This is a genomic window from Massilia sp. P2_C2, from assembly GCF_056404615.1.
This window is the reverse complement of record NZ_JBFUDR010000098.1, coordinates 1-19,983: the sequence shown is the minus strand read 5'-3', so window position 1 is coordinate 19,983 and position 19,983 is coordinate 1. Positions and strand designations below refer to the sequence as shown.

Here is a 19,983-nt window from a genome sequence, read left to right as displayed (position 1 = left end):
GGTTTAGCTGTCCAACTTGGAGGAAGACATGTTAGTAGGCGTCCCAAAAGAAATCAAAAACAATGAATTCCGGGTGGGCCTCACGCCCCCCAGCGTGCATGAACTGGTCGCGCGCGGTCATCGTGTCATCGTGCAGGCCGGCGCGGGTATCGGCATCGGGTTGACGGACGAGCAGTACACGGCCGCCGGCGCGACGATGGTGGCGTCCGCGCAAGACGTCTTCGCACAAGCCGAGATGATCGTCAAAGTCAAGGAACCGCAGCCGCAGGAATGCGCGATGCTGCGGCCGGGACAGATCCTGTACACCTATCTGCACCTGGCACCGGATCCGGAGCAGACGGCGGCCCTGGTGAAATCGGGCGCCGTGTGCATTGCATATGAAACCATCACCGGCCCTGGCGGTGGCCTGCCGCTGCTCGCCCCGATGAGCGAGGTGGCGGGGCGGATGTCCATCCAGGCCGGCGCCTGTCACCTGGAGAAATCGAAAGGCGGCGCCGGCATCCTGCTGGGCGGCGTGCCGGGCGTGGCGGCAGGACACATCGTCATCATCGGCGCCGGCGTCGTGGGGACCAATGCATTGCAGATGGCCGTCGGCATCGGCGCGCGCGTGACCGTCCTCGACAAGAACGTCGACCGCCTGCGCCAGCTCGATCTGATCTATGGCAACCGGATCACCACGGTGTATTCGAACACGCATGCGATCGAGGAAGCCGTGCTGTCGGCCGATCTCGTCATCGGCGGCGTGCTCGTGCCCGGGGCCGCGGCGCCGAAACTGGTGACGCGGGCCATGGTCGCGCGCATGAAGAAAGGATCGGTCGTCGTCGACGTGGCGATCGACCAGGGCGGCTGTTTCGAGACATCGCATCCGACGACACATGCCGATCCGACCTTCGTCGTCGATGGCGTCGTGCATTATTGCGTGGCCAATATGCCGGGTGCGGTGGCACGCACGTCGACATTCGCGCTGAACAACGCGACGATAGGCCATGCCGTGGCGCTGGCGAACAAGGGCTGGCGGAAGGCGTTGCGCGACGATCCCCACCTCAAGAACGGCCTGAACGTCTGCGAAGGCAAAGTGACCTACGCCGCCGTGGCGAAGGACCTGGGGTACGACTACGTGCGGGCGGATGGCTTGCTGGACTGAGCATCGGCCGACGCCTGCCAGCCCAGGCAGAACTGCCTGACGATATAAAAAGCATAACGCGCGGCGACGGATTTCACGAAACGCATGAAATCCGTGGCCGCGTTTTCATTGGCGTTGTCGGAAATCGTCCGGATCACGCCGAATGGGATTCCCAGCTCGAAACAGGCCTGCGCCACCGCAGCGCCTTCCATCTCCACGGCCAGCAGGCCCGGCAAGGCCGTATTCAACGCGTTCAGACGGTCCCTGTCGCTGACGAACTGGTCGGCGCTGGCGATCAGCCCACGATGCAACCGCGGCCCGCTGAGCGCGAATACGGCCCGTTCCCCGGCATCGACAGCCAGGGCGAAGTCGTCTTCCAGGAAGCGTTGCGCCGCATCGGACAGCTGCAAGGCCATGTGATGGTCGGACAGGAAGTGCGTCAAACCCGTCAACGGTACCTCATAACGGGGAAACAAGGGACTCGCGTCCATGTCGTGCTGGATCAGGGATTCGGCCACGACGATGTCGCCGACACGGATCGAAGCGTCTCCAGCGCCAGCCACGCCCGTAAAAAGGATGTGGGTAACACCGAACTTCTCCACAAGCGTCGTCGTCGTCAGTGCCGCTGCAACCTTGCCTATACGCGATAAAACGCACACAGCGTCGATTTCCCACAGTCGACCGAGGAAGTAGTCACGCATGCCGTGCGTGAGCTTGTAGGGCCCTTCCATGGCTTCTACGAGCCCCTGCTGTTCTTCGTGCAGTGCGCTGATGATTCCTAATCGCATGTTTTTGCCTGTTTTTGGGTTGTCTGGACGGGGTGTTGGGTGACTTGTTCCCGTTTTTCCCGCTGTTTTTGTTTTATAGACAAAGATGTATATAAAAAATGGTAGTGATAGTAAACGCGTTGCTGTCTGTGGATAAGACGGAATTTATCTACAGCGTCAACGGTTTACGCGCTCATGGAGCGGCTGGACAAGCATTGTATCGGCGCTGAACCGATGTTGGACAAAAAACCTGGGAGCAGAAAAAGACGCTGTTCTGCACATCCGGTCCTGTGGATATGCAGTCGGTTTTCCACAATCGCGCCGTTTTCAGGCGGGGTTGCATGTTCCATTGACATCGATCGTCCGAGTGTAGCGCCAGCAGGACGAGGTCTCGTTGTGGATGCGATAGAGGCGTCTTGTTCTTTCTGCAGACAAAAAAGATGTCGAGCAGTGTCTGCCTCACATTGAAACGCTGACAGCGATCAATCGCGAACCAGAAGCTTGCGTCATCGCCGACGCTGTCGTGGCCACGATGGCCTGAGTTGCTTTTTTTTTTTTTTTTTTTTGCAGACAAAAGAGCGTATGCGTCGTGCCGGCGTAGCCGTCAATCGTGCGGCGTGAGCCGTTCTGCCGACGCCGCGACAGTTTTCCTTCTTTAGTTAACTTGGATAGAAAGAAAGGATAGTAGTGATAGTAAACGCGGGCAGGATTGTGGATAAACCAGATTTTTTCCACAAGCTCAAGGGTTTACGTGCGCCGTAAACCGTTGAACAAACCTTGGTTCTGGATGGGACCGAAACTGGACAAGAAATCGGCGACCGCGTCAGGTGTCAGTTCCGCACATTCGATCCTGTGGATATTCAGCAGCTTATCCACAAAGCAGGCGGAGTCAGGCGGTTTTTGAGCTGGAAACGATGGTTTTTCAGCGCTGACAGCTAGCCAGATCGACGTCGCGTCAGGGTCGAACCGCTTGCGCGTCCGGAGTCGGTCTTTTTTTTCGGAAGCAGGACATCACAACGATCGACGCTGTCAGCGGTGTCGCAGGGGCGGCGTGACCGGAGTCGAAAAAATTGTTCGGCAGGGTCACCCGTTCGAGCAGAGTCGTCAGGTTTACAACCAAAAGCTTGTATACAGAATAATGGTAATAGTTAACGGTACCACTCTTCTGTGGATAAGCTGGGTTTTGTCCACAACATCAAACGTTTACGGTTCGCATAAGCCGGTGGGCTGGTTTTGTATGTGCCTTGTGGCAAAACTGGATAAAAATCTCGGCTGTGCGAAAAGTCCGTCTTCCTCACATTTCGTACCTGTGGATATTCATACGTTTATCCACAGTCCAGCGACCCCTTGTTGAGCTTGATCATCTGGTAAGCTTTCTCAACCGAATCACGAAGCGAGGGTCCATGGAGTCCGCAGGCGAGTTCGACTACATCATCGTGGGCGCCGGCACTGCCGGCTGCGTGCTGGCCAACCGCCTCACGCGCAAGCCCGATGTGCACGTCCTGCTGATCGAGGCGGGCGGCAAGGACGATTACCTGTGGATCCATATTCCCGTCGGCTATTTGCATTGCATCGGGAATCCCCGCACGGACTGGTTGTTCAGGACGGAACCCGATCCCGGCCTCGCGGGTCGCGCCTTGATCTACCCGCGTGGAAAAGTGCTCGGTGGAAGTTCGTCAATCAACGGCATGATCTACATGCGTGGTCAGGCCGGAGACTATGACCATTGGGCCGCGGTGACCGGCGATTCCTCATGGCGCTGGGAGAACGTGCTGCCGCTTTTTAAGGCAAGCGAAGACCATCACGGCGGCGCCAGCGCCACGCACGGCGGCGGCGGAGAATGGCGAGTCGAGCGCCAGCGTTTGTCCTGGGCCATCCTCGACGCCTTCCGGGAAGCGGCCAGCGAGACCGGGATTCCGAAAATCGACGATTTCAACGGCGGCGATAACACGGGCTGTGCCTATTTCGAAGTCAACCAGCGGCGCGGCATCCGGCTGAACGCTTCCAAAGCATTCCTGCGGCCGGCGGCGGCACGACCGAACTTGACGATCATGACCGGCTGTCATGTGGAAAAGCTGCTCATCGACCGGACGGAGCAGGGCGCCATCTGCCGCGGCGTGCAATTTTCGGGCGGCGRCCGCGCATTCACGGCCACGGCCCGGCGCGAAACCTTGTTGGCCGCCGGCGCGATCGGTTCGCCCCACCTCCTGCAATTGTCTGGCATCGGGCCCGCCGACCTGCTGCACCGGCACGGTATTGCGCCCATCGTCGACGCGCCTGGCGTGGGCGAGAATTTGCAGGATCATTTGCAGTTGCGCATGGTCTATCGCATCACGGGCGCCCCTTCGCTGAACACGAGCGCTGCGTCGTGGCACGGCAAGATGAAGATCGGGCTGCAATACCTGCTGTTCCAGAGCGGGCCCATGTCGATGGCCCCGTCGCAGCTGGGCGCCTTTGCCCGTTCCGATCCCGGCCAGGCGACGCCGAACCTGGAATACCACGTGCAGCCGTTATCTCTGGAAAAATTCGGCGATCCGCTGCACGGTTTTCCAGCGTTCACGGCCAGCGTCTGCAACCTGCGGCCGACGGCGCGCGGCCATGTCCGGCTTGCGGCGAACGACAGCTACGCGCCGCCGAAGATCGTGCCGAACTACCTCAGCACCCAGGAAGATCGCAAGGTCGCGGCCGAGGCGTTGTCTCTCACGCGGCGCATCGTGGCGGCGCCGGCCATGGCGAAATACCGCCCGGAAGAATTCAAGCCCGGCCCGCATTACCACACGGAAGACGAACTGGCGCAGGCGGCCGGCCTCATCGGCACGACGATTTTTCACCCTGTCGGCACTTGCCGCATGGGCCGGCTCGACGATCCGCTCGCCGTCGTCGACAGTACCCTGCGCGTAAAAGGTGTGGATAAGTTGCGGGTCGTCGACGCGTCCATCATGCCGACGATCACGTCCGGCAATACGAATTCGCCGACCCTCATGATCGCGGAAAAGACGGCTCAGCTGATCCTGCACGATTGTACGTAGACAGGGTGGGCATTTGAGGCCGGGGCCTCACATACGAACGTGCCCACCAAATGCATGTGTCGCGGTAATGCATGGTGGGCACAGGGTGCCCACCCTACGTTGCTGGGCAAATTTGCACAACGGGTTTGCGTGCCGTCATGACGTAACGCAGGACGATTTACCGGGCTCGTGCTGTATCTTGAAGATTGCCAAAAGTGTGTATGATTTATCAAGCTTGAATGCTTGCATCACGACCGCGGGGAGACGCAATGCCGGACGTCATTCTGGAAACACGTGAGCTGACGAAGGAATTCAAGGGTTTTACGGCCGTCGATCGGGTCAACCTGCAGGTGCAGCGCGGCCATATCCACGCGCTGATCGGTCCCAATGGCGCCGGCAAGACCACCTGCTTCAATCTGCTCACGAAATTCCTGTCGCCATCCGCCGGCCGCATCGTGTTCAACGGCACCGACATCACCTCGCTCAGGCCTGCGCAGATCGCGCGCCGGGGCATCATCCGCTCGTTCCAGATCTCGGCCGTGTTTCCGCACATGACCGTGCTGCAGAATGTGCGCATCGGCCTGCAGCGGGCGCTCGGTACGAGTTATCACTTCTGGCGCAGCGAGCGGACATTGCGGCAGCTCGACGACCGCGCGATGCAGCTGCTGGCCGAAGTCGACCTGGCGGAATTCGCCGACAGCATCACGGCCGACTTGCCCTACGGCCGCAAGCGCGCGCTCGAGATCGCCACAACCCTGGGCATGGAGCCGGAACTCATGCTGCTGGACGAGCCCACGCAGGGCATGGGCCACGAAGACGTGCACCGCGTGACGGAACTCATCAAGAAGGTGTCGGCCGGCCGCACGATCCTGATGGTCGAGCACAACATGAACGTCGTCGCCGGCATCTGCGACCGCATTTCCGTGCTGCAGCGCGGCGCCGTGCTGGCGGAAGGCAGCTACGAGGACGTGTCGCGCAATCCGCAGGTCGTCGAAGCGTATATGGGCAGTGCGGACACGCCGTTGGAAGGAGCGCACGGATGACGCCGGCACTGGACATCGTCGACTTGCACGCCTGGTATGGCGAATCGCACATCCTGCATGGCGTCAGCCTGTCCGTGCAGCCGGGCGAGGTTGTGACTTTGTTGGGGAGAAATGGCGCCGGCCGCACGACCACCCTGCGCGCCATCATGGGCCTGACGGGGGCGCGCAGCGGTGCCATTCGCGTCAATGGCGTCGAGGCGATCCGCCTGCCGACGCACCGGATCGCCCATCTCGGCATCGGTTATTGCCCGGAAGAGCGCGGCATATTCTCGTCGCTGTCGACCGAGGAAAACTTGATGTTGCCGCCGCGGCTGGCCGGTCACGAGTCCGGCATGTCCGTGGCCGAGATTTACCAGATGTTTCCGAACCTGTATGAACGCCGCCACAGCCCGGGCACGCGGCTGTCCGGCGGCGAGCAGCAGATGCTGGCCGTGGCGCGCATCCTGCGCACGGGCGCGCGCCTGTTGCTGCTGGACGAGATCTCGGAAGGGCTGGCGCCCGTCATCGTGCAGGCGCTCGCGCGCATGATCCGGACGCTCAGGGAGAAGGGCTACACGATCGTCATGGTGGAACAGAATTTCCGGTTCGCGGCGCCGCTGGCGGACCGGTTTTATGTCATGGAACACGGCCGCATCGTCAAAACGATCGCGGCCGGGGAATTGCGGACCAGCATGCCGGAACTCACGGAATTGCTGGGCGTTTGATCATCGACCTGGAGACCTCATGAAACGCACGATACGCACAATGCGCACCGCCATTGCCTTATCCGCCGCCGCCTGCGCGGCCGGTTTGTCCACGCCCGTGCTCGCCCAGATCTCGGGCGACACCATCAAGATCGGCATGATTACGGATTTATCCGGCGTGTATTCCGACATCGACGGCAATGGCGGCGCCGAAGCCGTGCGCATGGCGATCGCGGACATGGGGGGCGCCATCAATGGCAAGAAGATCCAGTTCATCGTCGCCGATCACCAGAACAAGCCGGACATCGCCGCCAGCAAGGCGAGGGAATGGTTCGATCAGCAGGGCGTCGACATGTTGATCGGCGGCACGAATTCCGGCGCTAGCCTGGCCATGGCCAAGGTCGCGGCGGAAAAGAAAAAAGTGTTTATTGCGATCGGCTCCGGCACCGCGCAACTGACCAACGAACAGTGCTCGCCGTACACCGTGCACTACGCATACGACACGGTCGCGCTCGCGCGCGGCACGGGCGCCACGATGGTCAAGCAGGGCGGCAAGACCTGGTACTTCCTCACGGCGGACTATGCGTTCGGCCAGTCGCTGGAAAAGGACACGACCGACGTCGTCAAAGCGAATGGCGGTACCGTGCTGGGCAGCGTCAAGCACCCGCTCGGCGCCTCCGATTTCTCGTCGTTCCTGTTGCAGGCGCAATCCTCGAAAGCCCAGGTGCTGGGGCTGGCGAATGCCGGCGGCGACTTCATCAACTCCGTCAAGGCCGCGAAGGAATTCGGGCTGACGAGCAAGATGAAGATCGCTGGCCTGCTCGTGTTCATTAACGATATCCACACCCTCGGCCTGCCGACGACGCAGGGCCTGTACCTGACGGACGCCTGGTATTGGGACATGAATAACGACACGCGTACGTGGGCCAGGAAATACTTTGCCAAGATGAAGAAGGAGCCGTCGTCGCTGCAGGCGGCCGATTATTCGGCTGCGATGAATTACCTGAACGCGGTCAAGGCGACCGGCACGGACGATGGCGACAAGGTCATGGCCCAGCTGAAAAAAACCAAGATCAACGACATGTTCGCGAAGAATGGCGAGATCCGCCCGGACGGCCGCATGGTCCACGACATGTATCTGATGCAAGTTAAAACACCGGCCGAGTCGAAGGCGCCTTGGGATTACTACAAGGTCGTCGCCACGATCCCGGGTGCGCAGGCGTACACGACCAAGGCCGAGACGAAGTGCGCAGCCTGGAAGTGAGTCCATGCAAATATTCGGCGTCCCCCTGCAGGCCATGATGAGCCAGCTGCTGCTGGGCCTGGTCAACGGCTCGTTCTATGCGATGCTGTCGCTCGGCCTGGCCGTGATCTTTGGCCTGCTCAACGTGATCAATTTCTCGCACGGCGCCCTGTACATGATGGGCGCGTTCGCGGCGTACATCGGGGTCACGTCGTTCGGGTTGAACTACTGGATGATGCTCGTGCTGGCGCCCTTGATCGTCGGCGTGTTCGGCATCCTGATCGAAAAGACGATGCTGCGCTGGCTCTATCGCGTCGATCATTTGTATGGCCTGTTGCTGACGTTCGGCATCACCTTGTTGCTGGAGGGCGTGTTCCGCTCGTTCTTCGGCGTGTCCGGCCAGACGCTGGACGTGCCGGAAGCGCTGTCCGGCGCGACCGACCTCGGCTTCATGATGCTGCCGAACTACCGTGCGTGGGTCGTGCTGGCGTCGCTCGTCGTGTGCCTGGCGACCTGGTTCACGATCGAAAAGACGCGGCTGGGCGCCTATCTGCGCGCCGGTACGGAGAATCCGAAGCTGGTCGAGGCGTTCGGCGTCAACGTGCCGCTGATGGTGACATTGACCTATGGCTTCGGCGTCGCGCTGGCCGGCTTCGCGGGCGTCCTGGCCGCGCCCGTCATCAACGTGACGCCGCTGATGGGCTCGAACCTCATCATCGTCGTGTTCGCTGTCGTCGTGATCGGCGGCATGGGGTCGATCCTCGGCTCCATCGTCACGGGCCTGGCGCTGGGTGTCATCGAGGGGCTGACGCGCGTCTATTACCCGGAAGCGTCGGAAGTCGTCGTGTTCGTCGTGATGGTGATCGTATTGCTGCTGCGGCCCGCCGGCCTGTTCGGCAAGGAACGATAAGGAGAGGTCATGAACAGAACGCTGGGCTATGGACTCGCGCTGGCGGTGGCGCTGGTGGCGCCGTTCGTCGGCTATCCGGTCTTCCTGATGAAACTGCTGTGCTTCGGCTTGTTCGCCTGTGCGTTCAATCTGCTGATCGGCTACACGGGCCTGCTGTCGTTCGGCCATGCGGCATTTTTCGGCGGCGCCGGCTACGTGACCGGCTATGCGCTGACGGGCCTCGGGCTGCCGTTCGAACTCTCCCTGCTGCTGGGTGTGCTGGCCGCCGCGGCGCTGGGTCTCGTGATGGGGCTGTTGGCCATCCGGCGTCAGGGCATTTATTTTGCGATGATCACCCTGGCCCTCGCCCAGATGGTGTATTTCGCCGCGTTGCGCGCGCCGTTTACGCATGGCGAGGATGGGCTGCAGGGCGTGCCGCGCGGCAAGCTGTTGGGCATGCTAGCCCTCGCCAACGACATCCATTTGTACTACGTCGTGCTGGCGCTGGCCGTCGGCGGTTTTGCGCTGATCGTGCGCACCGTGCACTCGCCGTTCGGGCAAGTGCTTAAAGCCATCAAAGAAAATGAAGCGCGCGCCATTTCCCTGGGCTACGACGTGGACAACTACAAGCTCGTTGCGTTCGTGCTGTCGGCCGCGCTGGCCGGTCTCGCCGGCGCCACCAAGACGGTCGTGCTCGGCTTCGAGACGCTGACGGACGTGCACTGGACCATGTCCGGCCTCGTCATCCTGATGACCCTCGTGGGCGGCATGGGCACCCTGGCCGGGCCGATCCTGGGCGCCTTCCTCATCGTCGCGCTGGAAAACAAGCTCGGCGACTTCGGGAACTTCCTGGCCGAGGCGACGCATGTAGAATGGTTCGCATCACTTGGAGAATCCGTCGGCATCGTCACCGGCCTCATCTTTGTTGCCTGTGTGCTGTTGTTCCGGCGGGGCATCGTCGGTGAGATCGCTGCGGCATTGGCCCGCGCAAGCCGCCGTCGCGAGCCCGCCTGAACCGTTGATGCCGGACGAGTGGCAAGGAGACGCACGTGATCGAAGAATCTCTCATGCTGGATGTGAACGGCATCCGCATCCATACGACGATGACGGGGCAGGGCCCGTCCGTGCTGCTACTGCACGGCTTTCCCGACACGCACCTCGTCTGGCGCAAACAAGTCCCCGCGCTGGCCGCCGCCGGCTTTCGTGTACTGGCCCCCGACCTGCGCGGTTACGGCCGCAGCGATGCGCCGGGCGGCGTCCTCGACTACACACTCGACAAGCTGCGCGGCGACGTGCTCGGCCTGCTCGACGCCCTGCACGTCGACAAGGTTTTCCTCGTCGGCCATGACTGGGGCGGCGTGGTCGGCTGGCAGATCGCGGCGCTGGCGCCCGAGCGCGTACACCGCTATGTGACGCTGTCGACCGGTCATCCGTATGCGATCGGGCACGCGGGCATCCTGCAGCGCTTGCGTATGATATATATCCTCGGCTTCATGGTGCCTGGGCTGGCCGAGCATACCCTGCGGGCGGCGGACTGGTTCATCATGCGCCAGTTCACGGACGAGCCCGGCCAATCCGATCACTGGAAGCGCGACCTGTCGCCGCCGGGCCGCCTGACGGCCGCACTGAACTATTACCGTGCCAATGTGAGCCTGGCGCTGCCGCGCGCGCACCGGCACGTGAAGGTGCCCGTGATGGGATTGTGGAGCGACCGCGATCTCGCGCTGGGCGAAAAACAGATGCGCGACTCGGCGCACTATGTCGACGGCGAATTCCGTTTCGAGCACATCCGCGGCGCCGATCACTGGCTGCAACTGACGGCGGCGGACGAGGTCAACCGCTTGCTGATCCAGTTCTTCGAGGAAGGACGGGCGGCTGCCGTCTGAGCTTTGTTGCGTCGCAACAAGCGCCACACCGTACAATAGCGCTTTTACGCGCTGGTGTTTCATGTTCGATTTTGCCCTGCTGGCCGTGGCGGCCTTCGTTGCCGGTCTCGTTGATGCTGTCGTCGGTGGAGGAGGGCTGATCCAGATCCCGGCGATCTTTGCCGTGTATCCGAAGGAAGTGCCGGCAACGCTGCTGGGTACCAATAAGCTGGCGGCGATATTCGGGACGACGGTCGCCGCCGTGAAATACGCGCGGCGGGTGCAGGTCGCGTGGAGTGCCGCAGCCCCGGCCGCCGTCGCTGCGTTCGTCATGGCTTTCGCGGGTGCCTGGACCGTGACCCGTGTTCCCGGCGACTTCGTGCGCAGCCTGCTGCCGCTGATCCTGCTGGCCGTGGCCGTCTACACGTTCAAGAAGAAGGACTTCGGCTCCGTCCACGCGCCGCTGCACAGCGGGATGACGGAACGCCTGCTGGCGGTGAGTGTCGGCGCCTTCATCGGTTTTTATGACGGTTTCTTTGGCCCAGGTACCGGTAGTTTCCTGCTATTCCTGTTCGTCCGTTTCTTCGGCTTCGACTTCCTGGGCGCGTCCGCTGCCGCGAAGGTGGTGAACGTCGCGTGCAATGTGTCGGCGCTGATCTGGTTCGGCTATAGCGGTCACCTGATCTGGAAGTTGGCCGCGTTGATGGCTGTGTGTCAGGTGGCCGGGTCGCTGATCGGTACGCGGTTGGCGCTGAAGCATGGCAGCGGGTTCGTGCGCAAGCTGTTCCTCGTCGTCGTGTCGCTGCTGATTGTCAAGACTGCGTACGACTCGTTCATGCGTCTCGGCTGGTGATTGTTTCACGTGAAACAGTGGTCACTTGCCTACGCGGGTCACGAGCGTCGGCAGATTCCAGGCCCCGCCGGGGAATTGCCGGCACATGCCTGTCGTCGCGTCCGACGTCTGCATAAAGGTACGGCCATCCCAGGTCCAGGTTGCCGTGCCGATGCAGTCGCCGATGCCTCGCCCCTTTTGCATGGACGAGATGACGCCGTTGTCGTAGTCGGTGGCTGATGTCGTGACGAGGACCGGAATGTATGGCGGCTGGGCATTGGCAACCCAGTAGCCGGCACCCTCGTTGTACGCGGCTCGCCAGCAGATGTGCGACACGAGCAACTTGTCTTTCGTCAGGCGTCGGACCTCGAGTTCGCTGGCCTCGTCGCTTTTGGCGTCCAGCATGTCGCAACTGCCGTCCCGCGCGGTCATGCGCAACGCCGCGATCAGATCGCGCGTCTGTGCAGCCGTCAACGTGAGCGGGTGTTTGTCCTGGCTGACGGGGCTGGGTGTGATGCGCGGCGGTGCAACTGCCGGCAGAACATTTCCTTCTGGCTTGCTTCCCTTGCGCACGAGTGCACCGGGCGTGTCCAGCCGTCCCTGGAATTCATCCATTTTGAGCAGCACGGCATTGGCGCCTGCCGTCGAGATCGTCCACGTGGTCCCGTTCGCGGACCACGCGACCAGCTCATCTTTCAGCAATGCGGGTAACAGGGCCTGGACTTGCGTCTGGGACAGCGCGCCGGTGTTTGACTTAGGATCGAGGCGGACGCTGCCGACGGGCCGCTGGGCGACGGTCATCGTGACCAGGCCGGGAAGCGGATGGCGCTCGTCATCCGCCAGCTGCAGCTGGATGGCGACAGGCTGGTGCGGCCCGGCCGCACGGGTAAGAAGGATGGTGGCATTGGGTTCGTCGCCTTCCGGGTGGTAGCCGGCAGCCCGGCAGGTCCGTGTGTTGTCGCAGGCGAGTTCCCAATCCTTGTGGCCGAACGAGATGGACGGCAGGTCGGTGCGCGCCGCGGCGCCGACGCAGGTGCTCATGAAGAAGAGGGCGTAGATGTGCTGGCGTGGTGTCGGCATGGCAGCGTCGGATGGGTTAGTGTCGCAAAATCCTAGCACGTAGCCGCTCTACCACTGTTTCACGTGAAACAAAATCTGTCGTTTTAAGAGCTCAGCCAAAGCTGCGTCAAAAAAAGAATCTATAATCCTTTCTTAATCCTCCTCGCAACACATTCCATCATGCTATTTCCGACAGAATTCGACGTAATCGTCGTTGGCGGCGGCCATGCCGGCACCGAAGCGGCGCTCGCGTCTGCGCGCATGGGCCAAAAGACCCTGTTGCTCACTCACAATATTGAAACCCTCGGGGCGATGTCCTGCAACCCCTCGATCGGCGGCATCGGCAAGGGCCACCTGGTCAAGGAAGTCGACGCCATGGGCGGCGCAATGGCCATTGCCACGGACGAAGCGGGCATCCAGTTCCGCATCCTGAACTCCTCGAAGGGCCCGGCCGTGCGCGCCACCCGTGCCCAGGCCGACCGCATGCTGTACAAGCAGGCGATCCGTTCGCGCCTGGAAAACCAGCCCAACCTGTGGCTGTTCCAGCAGGCCGTCGACGACCTGATGGTCGAAGGCGACCGCGTCGTCGGTGCCGTTACGCAGATCGGCCTGCGCTTCCGTGCGCGCGCCGTCGTGCTGACGGCGGGTACCTTCCTCGACGGTAAGATCCACGTCGGCCTGCAGAATTACTCGGCCGGTCGCGCCGGCGATCCGCCGGCCGTGTCGTTGTCGTCGCGCCTGAAGGAACTCAAGCTGCCGCAGGGCCGTCTCAAGACCGGCACGCCGCCGCGCATCGATGGCCGCAGCATCGACTTTTCCGTGATGACGGAACAGCCGGGCGACCTCGATCCGGTGCCGGTGTTTTCGTACATGGGCAATGCCGCCATGCATCCGAAACAGCTGCCGTGCTGGGTCACGCACACGAATGCGCAGACGCACGACATCATCCGCAACGGCCTCGACCGCAGCCCGATGTACACGGGCGTGATCGAAGGCGTGGGTCCGCGCTATTGCCCGTCGATCGAAGACAAGATCCACCGCTTCGCGTCGAAGGRATCGCACCAGATCTTTCTCGAACCGGAAGGCCTGACGACGAACGAGTTTTATCCGAACGGGATCTCGACGAGCCTGCCGTTTGACGTCCAGCTCGCGCTGGTCCGTTCGATGAGGGGTCTGGAGAATGCCTTCATCCTGCGTCCCGGCTATGCGATCGAATACGATTATTTCGACCCGCGCGGCCTGAAGGCATCGCTGGAGACGAAGGCGATCCAGGGGCTGTTTTTTGCCGGCCAGATCAATGGCACGACCGGTTACGAAGAAGCGGCCGCGCAGGGCATGCTGGCCGGTATCAATGCGGCGCTGCAGACCCAGGGCCGCGAGGCGTGGACGCCGTCGCGCTCGGAAGCCTATCTGGGCGTGCTCGTCGACGATCTGACGACGCAGGGTGTGGCGGAGCCATATCGTATGTTCACGAGCCGCGCCGAATACCGTTTGTCGCTGCGTGAAGACAATGCCGACATGCGCCTGACGGAAATCGGCCGCAAGCTGGGCGTCGTCGGCGATGTGCAGTGGGAAGCGTTCGAGCGCAAGCGCGACGCCGTCGCGCGCGAACTGGAACGCCTGCGCACGACGTGGGTCAACCCGCGCATCCTCGCCGCGGCCGAGTCCGAACGGGTGATCGGGCAGGCCATCGAGCGCGAGTACAACCTGGCGGACCTGTTGCGCCGTCCGGGCGTCGAATACGACCAGCTCGTGTCTTTGCAGGGTGTCGATGGCCAGGCACTGGGCGGACCGAGCGTCGAGGATCCGGCCGTCAAGGAACAGGTCGAGATCCAGCTGAAGTATTCGGGCTATATCAACCGCCAGGCGCGCGAGGTGGAACGCCACGACTACTACGAAAACCTCAAGCTGCCGGACAACCTGAACTACCTGGAGATCACGGCGCTGTCGATCGAGGTCCGCCAGAAGCTCGACAAGCAACGTCCCGAGACGCTGGGCCAGGCATCGCGCATTTCCGGTGTGACGCCGGCGGCAATTTCTCTGCTGCTCGTACACCTGAAAAAACGCGGCGCCAAGGGCTTCACCAATGTCCCGAGCGAGGAATCGGCCGCATGAAGAATTTCGACCGGAGCGCCCTTGCGGCCGTACTGGAAGAGGGCATCGTCGCGATGCACCTCGACGTCAGCTCGGCCCAGCGGGAAAAGCTGATGGACTACCTGGCGTTGATGTTCAAGTGGAATTCGGTGTACAACCTGACCTCGCTGCGTGATCCGATGCAGATGGTCACGCATCACCTGCTGGATTCGCTCGCGGCGGTGCCCGCGTTCGCGCAGGCGCATAATGTGCTGGACGTGGGTTCGGGCGGCGGCCTGCCGGGCATCGTGCTGGCCATCGTGCGGCCGGACATGAAAGTGTCCATGATCGACACGGTGCACAAGAAGACGGCATTCCTCACCCAGGTGAAGGCGGAACTGGGCCTGAGCAATGTGACGGTGTACACGGCCCGAGTGGAACAACTGCAGGTGAGCGACAAATTCGACGTCATCACGTCACGTGCGTTTGCCGACCTGTCGGATTTCGTCAACTGGTCTTCACACCTGCTGGCCGACGGCGGCCGCTACATTGCCCTGAAAGGGGTGGCGCCGAAAGACGAGCAGGAACGGCTGCCGGCTGAATGGCAGGTGACCGGGGTGGAACCGCTGCAGGTGCCCAGGCTGGGTGCGGAGCGCCACCTGGTGCATATCCAGCGTTCCACGTGAAACATCCGGAATATCCGGTCCCGGCGCATCAATCAAATAAACCGTATAAACAGTTTATACGGTTATTACCATATAAATCGCATAAACCGTTTTAATGGTATTAACCGTATGTCCGATAAAGGCATACATGGCGAAAATTTTTTGCGTAGCAAACCAGAAGGGCGGGGTGGGCAAGACCACCACGAGCGTCAACCTCTCCGCCGGTCTCGCCAAGCTGGACCAGCGCGTGCTGCTGGTCGACCTCGACCCGCAGGGCAATGCCACGATGGGCGCGGGCATCAACAAGGCGGGGCTGGCCTCGTCGATCTACGAGGTGCTGCTCGGCGAGGCCGACATTGCGGCGGCGCGCCTGCGCAGCGAGGCCGGCCGCTTCGACGTGCTGCCGGCCAACCGCGAGCTGGCCGGCGCCGAAGTGGAGATGGTCGAGCTGGAAAATCGCGAGCGTCGTTTGAAGGAGGCGCTGGCCAAGGTCGATGCCGACTATGACTTCATCCTGATCGACTGCCCGCCGGCGCTGTCGATGCTCACGCTGAACGGCCTCGTGTCGGCGCACGGCGTCATCATCCCGATGCAATGCGAGTACTACGCGCTGGAAGGCCTGTCCGACCTCGTGAACACGATCAAGAAGGTGCATGCGAACCTGAACCAGGACCTGCGCATCATCGGCCTGCTGCGCGTGATGTTCGATCCGCGCATGACCTTGTCGCAGCAGGTGTCGGCCCAGCTCGAGCAGCATTTCGGCGACAAGGTGTTCAAGACGATCATCCCGCGCAACGTGCGCCTGGCGGAAGCCCCGTCGTACGGCATCCCGGGCGTCACGTTCGATCCGTCGTCGAAGGGCGCCCAGGCGTACATCGCCTTCGGTGCCGAGATGGTCGAGCGCATCAAAACCATGTAATCACGGTAAGCACAAGCTATGGCAACCAAAAAACTCAAAGGTCTCGGCCGCGGCCTCGATGCGCTGCTCGGCGGGGACGCGCAGGAAGCGCCGGCCGCATCCGCCGGCGCGCCGTCCGCACTGCCTGTCACACAGATCCAGGCGGGCAAATATCAACCGCGCACCCGCATGGACGACGGCTCGCTGGCCGAACTGGCTGCGTCCATCAAGTCGCAGGGCATCATGCAACCGGTACTCGTGCGTCCGATCGACACATACCCGTCCGGGGCGTCCACTAACGGCGCGCGCTACGAGATCATCGCCGGCGAGCGGCGGTTCCGCGCGGCCCAGCTCGCGGGCCTGGACGAGATCCCCGTGCTCGTGCGCGAGGTCGACGACCAGAACGCCGCCGCGATGGCGCTGATCGAAAACATCCAGCGCGAAGACCTGAATCCGCTGGAAGAGGCGCAGGGCATCGCGCGCCTTATTTCGGAATTCAGCTTCACCCATGAGCAGGCGGCGCAGGCCGTCGGCCGTTCGCGCAGCGCCGTGTCGAACCTGCTACGCCTCGTCAACCTTGCGTCGCCCGTGCAGACGATGCTGATGGCGGGCGACATCGACATGGGCCATGCGCGCGCGTTGCTCGCCGTCGACGCTGCGAGCCAGATCGCGCTGGCGAACCACGTCATTGCCAAACGCCTGTCCGTGCGCGAGACGGAAAAAATGGTGGCGCGCGCGCTGGAAGAGCAGAACGCCCCGGCGGCCGCGCCCCGCCAGAAAGAAAAGTCGGGCGACATCGTGCGCCTGGAAGAAGAATTATCCGACCGCCTCGCCACCCCCGTCGCGTTCAAGATGGGCGCCAAGGGCAAGGGACAGCTGATCATCGACTTCGCCGACCTCGACGTTCTCGACACGGTGCTCGCGCGCCTGCGGGCCTGAACCTCGACTTCGACGTCTGCCGAAAATTCGGGGAAAATTCGGGGTCAGAGCACTTTTTCGCGGAAATTCAGCGGAAATTCAGGGTCAGAGCACATTTCTGAACAATGTTCCATATGCATGTTGGGCTAAGACGCCCTTACTCTGGCACCGAATCGCCGCGGTAATGTGCGATCTCTTGCCGACGATTTACTCAGAGCAACTTCCTCAAAAAGTGCTCTGACCCCGAATTTTGACGTTCTCGACACGGTACTTGCGCGCCTGCGGCCCTGAATCCTGACCGCGACACTGTCGATGCCGGGCCGCGAGCCCGGCATTTTTTTGCCCGTTCGTATGGTCTGTTGTGTGTGGACAACTAAGTCGTCATCCACACCGCATGCCGTCGTCCATGCAATCGGTTGCACCACAACGAAGCACCCATGCACTTTCGTTGTTCAGCGCCTCACTGCTGCGGTGCAAAAATCCGCGCCGTCATGGACGCGCTACCAAGCTCGTCGGTTCGGTATATGCATGGCAGAAACTACGTGTTTACCCACGCCCCCAGCCATCAATACGCAAGTTTTCGTAGGAAATTTAACAGTTTACGGGGCATAAATTTTGTAGTTTTTACACCCGATATAAGCGAGCCCAAGGATGGAAGAGTTTGACTATGGGTCCGATAACACCTTATAATCCCGCTGTTTCATGTAATTACCATACCGTTACTCGGTTCCACCACGGCTGGCGCGAAAAGAACAGAAAAATGCTGCGCTTGGTCTCCCTGCAAATGATGGCAACACTTGTGGCCGGCGTGATCGCCGGACTGCTGGGGGGGAGGGCTGCGATGTTTTCGGCGGTACTTGGCGGGATGTGTTGTGTTGTGCCCAATGGCATCATGGCTTTTCGCCTGTTCGCCAGTTCAAAGAAGATGGGCGGTGCAAACCCTGCCACATTTTTCATCTGGGAATTTGTAAAGATTGCTTTAACGCTTGCGCTGCTGTTCGCAGCAGCGCGGCTGTACCACGGCCTGAACTGGCTGGCCCTGCTGGGCGGGTTCATCGTGGCGCTGAAAAGTTACATCATTTTATTATTTAGGCACCGATAATGACGAACACGGTAGAAACCGCGGCGGAGCACGCGCCAACCGCAGGCGAATATATCCAGCACCACCTGGGCCACCTGACCCATGGTCACCAGTCCTTCGTGGTCGATTTCCACGTGTGGAACCTCGACACCATCCTGTGGTCCGTCACCATGGGCGTGATCGGCTGCCTGTTCATGTGGATGGCCGCGCGCCGTGCCACCGCCGGCGTGCCGGGCCGTTTCCAGGCCGCCGTCGAAATGGTCGTCGAGATGGTCGAAGACCAGTCGAAAGCCATCGTGCACGGCAACCGCGCCTTCATCGCTCCGCTGGCACTGACCGTCTTCATCTGGGTCGTGCTGATGAACGCGCTGGACTTCCTGCCGGTCGACCTGTTTGCCGCCATTTTCCGCTTCACGGGCATGGGCGAGCCGCATTTCCGCATCGTTCCGACCGCCGACCTGAACGGCACTCTGGGCATGGCCCTCGGCGTGCTGGCCCTGATGCTGTACTACAGCGTCAAGATCAAGGGCCTGGGCGGCTGGATCCACGAACTGTTCGCAGCACCGTTCGGCATCTACATGGCGCCGTTCAACCTCCTGCTGAACATCATCGAATACGCAGCAAAAACCGTGTCGCTCGGCATGCGACTGTTCGGCAACATGTACGCCGGTGAGCTGCTGTTCCTGTTGATTGCACTGCTCGGCTCCACGGCAACCGTGTTCGGCTTCGTCGGCCACGTCATTGCAGGTTCGATCTGGGCAATCTTCCACATCCTGATCGTCGTGCTGCAGGCATTCATCTTCATGATGCTGACGCTGGTGTACATCGGTCAGGCCCACGAAGGCCACTGATCGKCGCGATCGCAAGAACGACCAAGATAGTGGTAGTAAAGAAGTTGTAATTTTTAAATTTTTTAACATACTTTTGGAGTAAATCTCATGACTGACGTTTCTTTCGTTGCACTGGCTTGCGGTCTGATCATCGGCCTGGGTGCTATCGGCGCATGTATCGGTATCGCACTGATGGGCGGTAAGTACCTGGAAGCCTCGGCACGTCAGCCTGAACTGATGAACACCCTGCAGACCAAAATGTTCCTGCTGGCTGGTCTGATCGACGCGGCATTCCTGATCGGCGTCGGTATCGCCATGCTGTTCGCTTTCGCAAATCCGTTCCACGGCTAATCGAATCAATCGTTATTCGATTCTGAACAGCCGAACCCCCCAGGTTCGGCATCCGTTTTTGTGAGAAGGAATACACCGTGAACTTGAATGCAACCTTGTTTGCCCAGTTCGTGGTCTTCTTCATCCTGGCGATCTTCACGATGAAATTCGTGTGGCCGCCGCTGATGAAAGCGCTCGACGAGCGCGCCGAGAGGATCGCGAATGGTCTGGCAGCCGCCGACCGTGGCAAGGCCGAAATGGCCGCCGCCGAGAAGCGTATCGCTAGCGAAATGGCAGCGACCCGTGACGAAAGCGCCAAGCGCATCGCCGACGCCGAAAAGCGTGCCGCGGCGATCATCGAAGAAGCCAAGCAACAGGCCAGCGTCGAAGCCGCCCGCATCGTCGAAGCTGCGAAGGCCGACGCCGAACAGCAGGTTACCCGTGCGCGCGAAGAACTGCGTGGCCAGGTGGCTGCTCTTGCCGTGCACGGTGCCGAACAGATCCTGAAGCGCGAAGTCAACGCAGCGGCCCACGCCGACCTGCTGAACCGCCTGTCGACCGAGCTCTGATCATGGCTGAACTCGCAACCGTCGCCCGCCCTTACGCCGAAGCACTGTTCCGCGTCGCCCAGCAGGGCGACCTGGCCGCCTGGTCGGCCACCGTCGCGGAACTGGCG

The 19,983-nt window shown here is 61.5% G+C and carries 20 protein-coding genes and 1 pseudogene; 18 read left to right on the top strand and 3 right to left on the bottom strand.

The window, feature by feature from the left end; translation table 11 throughout:
• Positions 1 to 28 precede the first annotated feature (28 nt).
• Positions 29 to 1,144, top strand: coding sequence for an alanine dehydrogenase (gene ald, locus AC1DYX_RS13720; protein WP_477259600.1), 1,116 nt, complete (start codon positions 29 to 31; stop codon positions 1,142 to 1,144).
• Here ald and AC1DYX_RS13715 read toward each other — a convergent pair.
• Positions 1,114 to 1,911 carry a 5'-methylthioadenosine/adenosylhomocysteine nucleosidase gene (locus AC1DYX_RS13715; RefSeq protein ID WP_477259598.1) on the bottom strand — a complete coding sequence of 266 codons (798 nt, stop codon included), beginning with the start codon at positions 1,909 to 1,911 and terminating at the stop codon, positions 1,114 to 1,116. The two genes, ald and AC1DYX_RS13715, sit on opposite strands and share 31 nt — an antisense overlap.
• 438 nt (positions 1,912 to 2,349) lie before the next feature.
• Positions 2,350 to 2,625 carry a hypothetical protein gene (locus tag AC1DYX_RS13710; protein ID WP_477259596.1) on the bottom strand — a complete coding sequence of 92 codons (276 nt, stop codon included), beginning with the start codon at positions 2,623 to 2,625 and terminating at the stop codon, positions 2,350 to 2,352.
• 668 nt (positions 2,626 to 3,293) lie between these two features.
• Between AC1DYX_RS13710 and AC1DYX_RS13705 the strand changes: the two genes are divergently transcribed.
• The 8 genes from AC1DYX_RS13705 to AC1DYX_RS13670 all read left to right on the top strand — a co-directional run bounded on the left by AC1DYX_RS13705 (position 3,294) and on the right by AC1DYX_RS13670 (position 11,474).
• A complete protein-coding gene (locus tag AC1DYX_RS13705; protein WP_477259602.1) occupies positions 3,294 to 4,919 on the top strand; it encodes a GMC family oxidoreductase in 1,626 nt (541 codons plus the stop codon).
• Positions 4,920 to 5,167: 248 nt separating this feature from the next.
• Positions 5,168 to 5,941 (top strand): ABC transporter ATP-binding protein, encoded by a 774-nt coding sequence (locus AC1DYX_RS13700; RefSeq protein WP_477259594.1) that lies wholly within the window; start codon positions 5,168 to 5,170, stop codon positions 5,939 to 5,941.
• Positions 5,938 to 6,645 (top strand): ABC transporter ATP-binding protein, encoded by a 708-nt coding sequence (locus AC1DYX_RS13695; RefSeq protein ID WP_477259592.1) that lies wholly within the window; start codon positions 5,938 to 5,940, stop codon positions 6,643 to 6,645. The genes AC1DYX_RS13700 and AC1DYX_RS13695 overlap by 4 nt, the downstream gene beginning before the upstream one ends.
• Positions 6,646 to 6,664: 19 nt before the next feature.
• Positions 6,665 to 7,888, top strand: a complete 1,224-nt coding sequence (locus AC1DYX_RS13690; RefSeq protein WP_477259590.1) for an ABC transporter substrate-binding protein — start codon at positions 6,665 to 6,667, stop codon at positions 7,886 to 7,888.
• Positions 7,889 to 7,892: 4 nt separating this feature from the next.
• Entirely contained in the window at positions 7,893 to 8,777 is an 885-nt protein-coding gene (locus tag AC1DYX_RS13685; protein ID WP_477259588.1) for a branched-chain amino acid ABC transporter permease, read from the top strand.
• A 9-nt stretch (positions 8,778 to 8,786) separates the two neighbouring features.
• On the top strand, positions 8,787 to 9,770 hold the full coding sequence (locus AC1DYX_RS13680; protein WP_477259586.1) for a branched-chain amino acid ABC transporter permease: 984 nt from the start codon (positions 8,787 to 8,789) through the stop codon (positions 9,768 to 9,770).
• 35 nt (positions 9,771 to 9,805) lie between these two features.
• On the top strand, positions 9,806 to 10,642 hold the full coding sequence (locus tag AC1DYX_RS13675; protein ID WP_477259584.1) for an alpha/beta fold hydrolase: 837 nt from the start codon (positions 9,806 to 9,808) through the stop codon (positions 10,640 to 10,642).
• Between the two features lie 61 nt (positions 10,643 to 10,703).
• Entirely contained in the window at positions 10,704 to 11,474 is a 771-nt protein-coding gene (locus AC1DYX_RS13670) for a sulfite exporter TauE/SafE family protein (RefSeq protein ID WP_477259582.1), read from the top strand.
• 21 nt (positions 11,475 to 11,495) lie between these two features.
• Here AC1DYX_RS13670 and AC1DYX_RS13665 read toward each other — a convergent pair whose 3' ends face one another.
• Positions 11,496 to 12,533 carry a DUF1176 domain-containing protein gene (locus tag AC1DYX_RS13665; RefSeq protein ID WP_477259580.1) on the bottom strand — a complete coding sequence of 346 codons (1,038 nt, stop codon included), beginning with the start codon at positions 12,531 to 12,533 and terminating at the stop codon, positions 11,496 to 11,498.
• Between the two features lie 159 nt (positions 12,534 to 12,692).
• On the opposite strand from AC1DYX_RS13665, the gene mnmG reads away from it, so the two are divergent.
• The 9 genes and pseudogenes from mnmG to AC1DYX_RS13620 all read left to right on the top strand — a co-directional run.
• Positions 12,693 to 14,627, top strand: a complete 1,935-nt coding sequence (mnmG, locus tag AC1DYX_RS13660; protein WP_477259578.1) for a tRNA uridine-5-carboxymethylaminomethyl(34) synthesis enzyme MnmG — start codon at positions 12,693 to 12,695, stop codon at positions 14,625 to 14,627.
• Positions 14,624 to 15,271: a 16S rRNA (guanine(527)-N(7))-methyltransferase RsmG gene (gene rsmG / locus AC1DYX_RS13655; protein ID WP_477259576.1), complete on the top strand. Its 648-nt coding sequence runs from the start codon at positions 14,624 to 14,626 to the stop codon at positions 15,269 to 15,271. Before mnmG ends, rsmG begins: the two co-directional genes overlap by 4 nt.
• A 127-nt stretch (positions 15,272 to 15,398) precedes the next feature.
• On the top strand, positions 15,399 to 16,169 hold the full coding sequence (locus AC1DYX_RS13650) for a ParA family protein (protein ID WP_477259574.1): 771 nt from the start codon (positions 15,399 to 15,401) through the stop codon (positions 16,167 to 16,169).
• An 18-nt stretch (positions 16,170 to 16,187) separates the two neighbouring features.
• Positions 16,188 to 17,087 (top strand): ParB/RepB/Spo0J family partition protein, encoded by a 900-nt coding sequence (locus AC1DYX_RS13645; protein ID WP_477259572.1) that lies wholly within the window; start codon positions 16,188 to 16,190, stop codon positions 17,085 to 17,087.
• A 739-nt stretch (positions 17,088 to 17,826) separates the two neighbouring features.
• Positions 17,827 to 18,168 (top strand): ATP synthase subunit I, encoded by a 342-nt coding sequence (locus AC1DYX_RS13640; RefSeq protein ID WP_477259570.1) that lies wholly within the window; start codon positions 17,827 to 17,829, stop codon positions 18,166 to 18,168.
• Positions 18,168 to 18,998 carry a F0F1 ATP synthase subunit A gene (gene atpB / locus AC1DYX_RS13635; protein ID WP_477259568.1) on the top strand — a complete coding sequence of 277 codons (831 nt, stop codon included), beginning with the start codon at positions 18,168 to 18,170 and terminating at the stop codon, positions 18,996 to 18,998. Before AC1DYX_RS13640 ends, atpB begins: the two co-directional genes overlap by 1 nt.
• Positions 18,999 to 19,085: 87 nt before the next feature.
• Entirely contained in the window at positions 19,086 to 19,328 is a 243-nt protein-coding gene (atpE, locus tag AC1DYX_RS13630) for a F0F1 ATP synthase subunit C (RefSeq protein ID WP_477259566.1), read from the top strand.
• A 77-nt stretch (positions 19,329 to 19,405) separates the two neighbouring features.
• Positions 19,406 to 19,876 (top strand): F0F1 ATP synthase subunit B, encoded by a 471-nt coding sequence (locus tag AC1DYX_RS13625; protein WP_477259564.1) that lies wholly within the window; start codon positions 19,406 to 19,408, stop codon positions 19,874 to 19,876.
• 2 nt (positions 19,877 to 19,878) lie between these two features.
• Positions 19,879 to 19,983, top strand: a pseudogene (locus AC1DYX_RS13620) (F0F1 ATP synthase subunit delta); the annotation flags it as partial.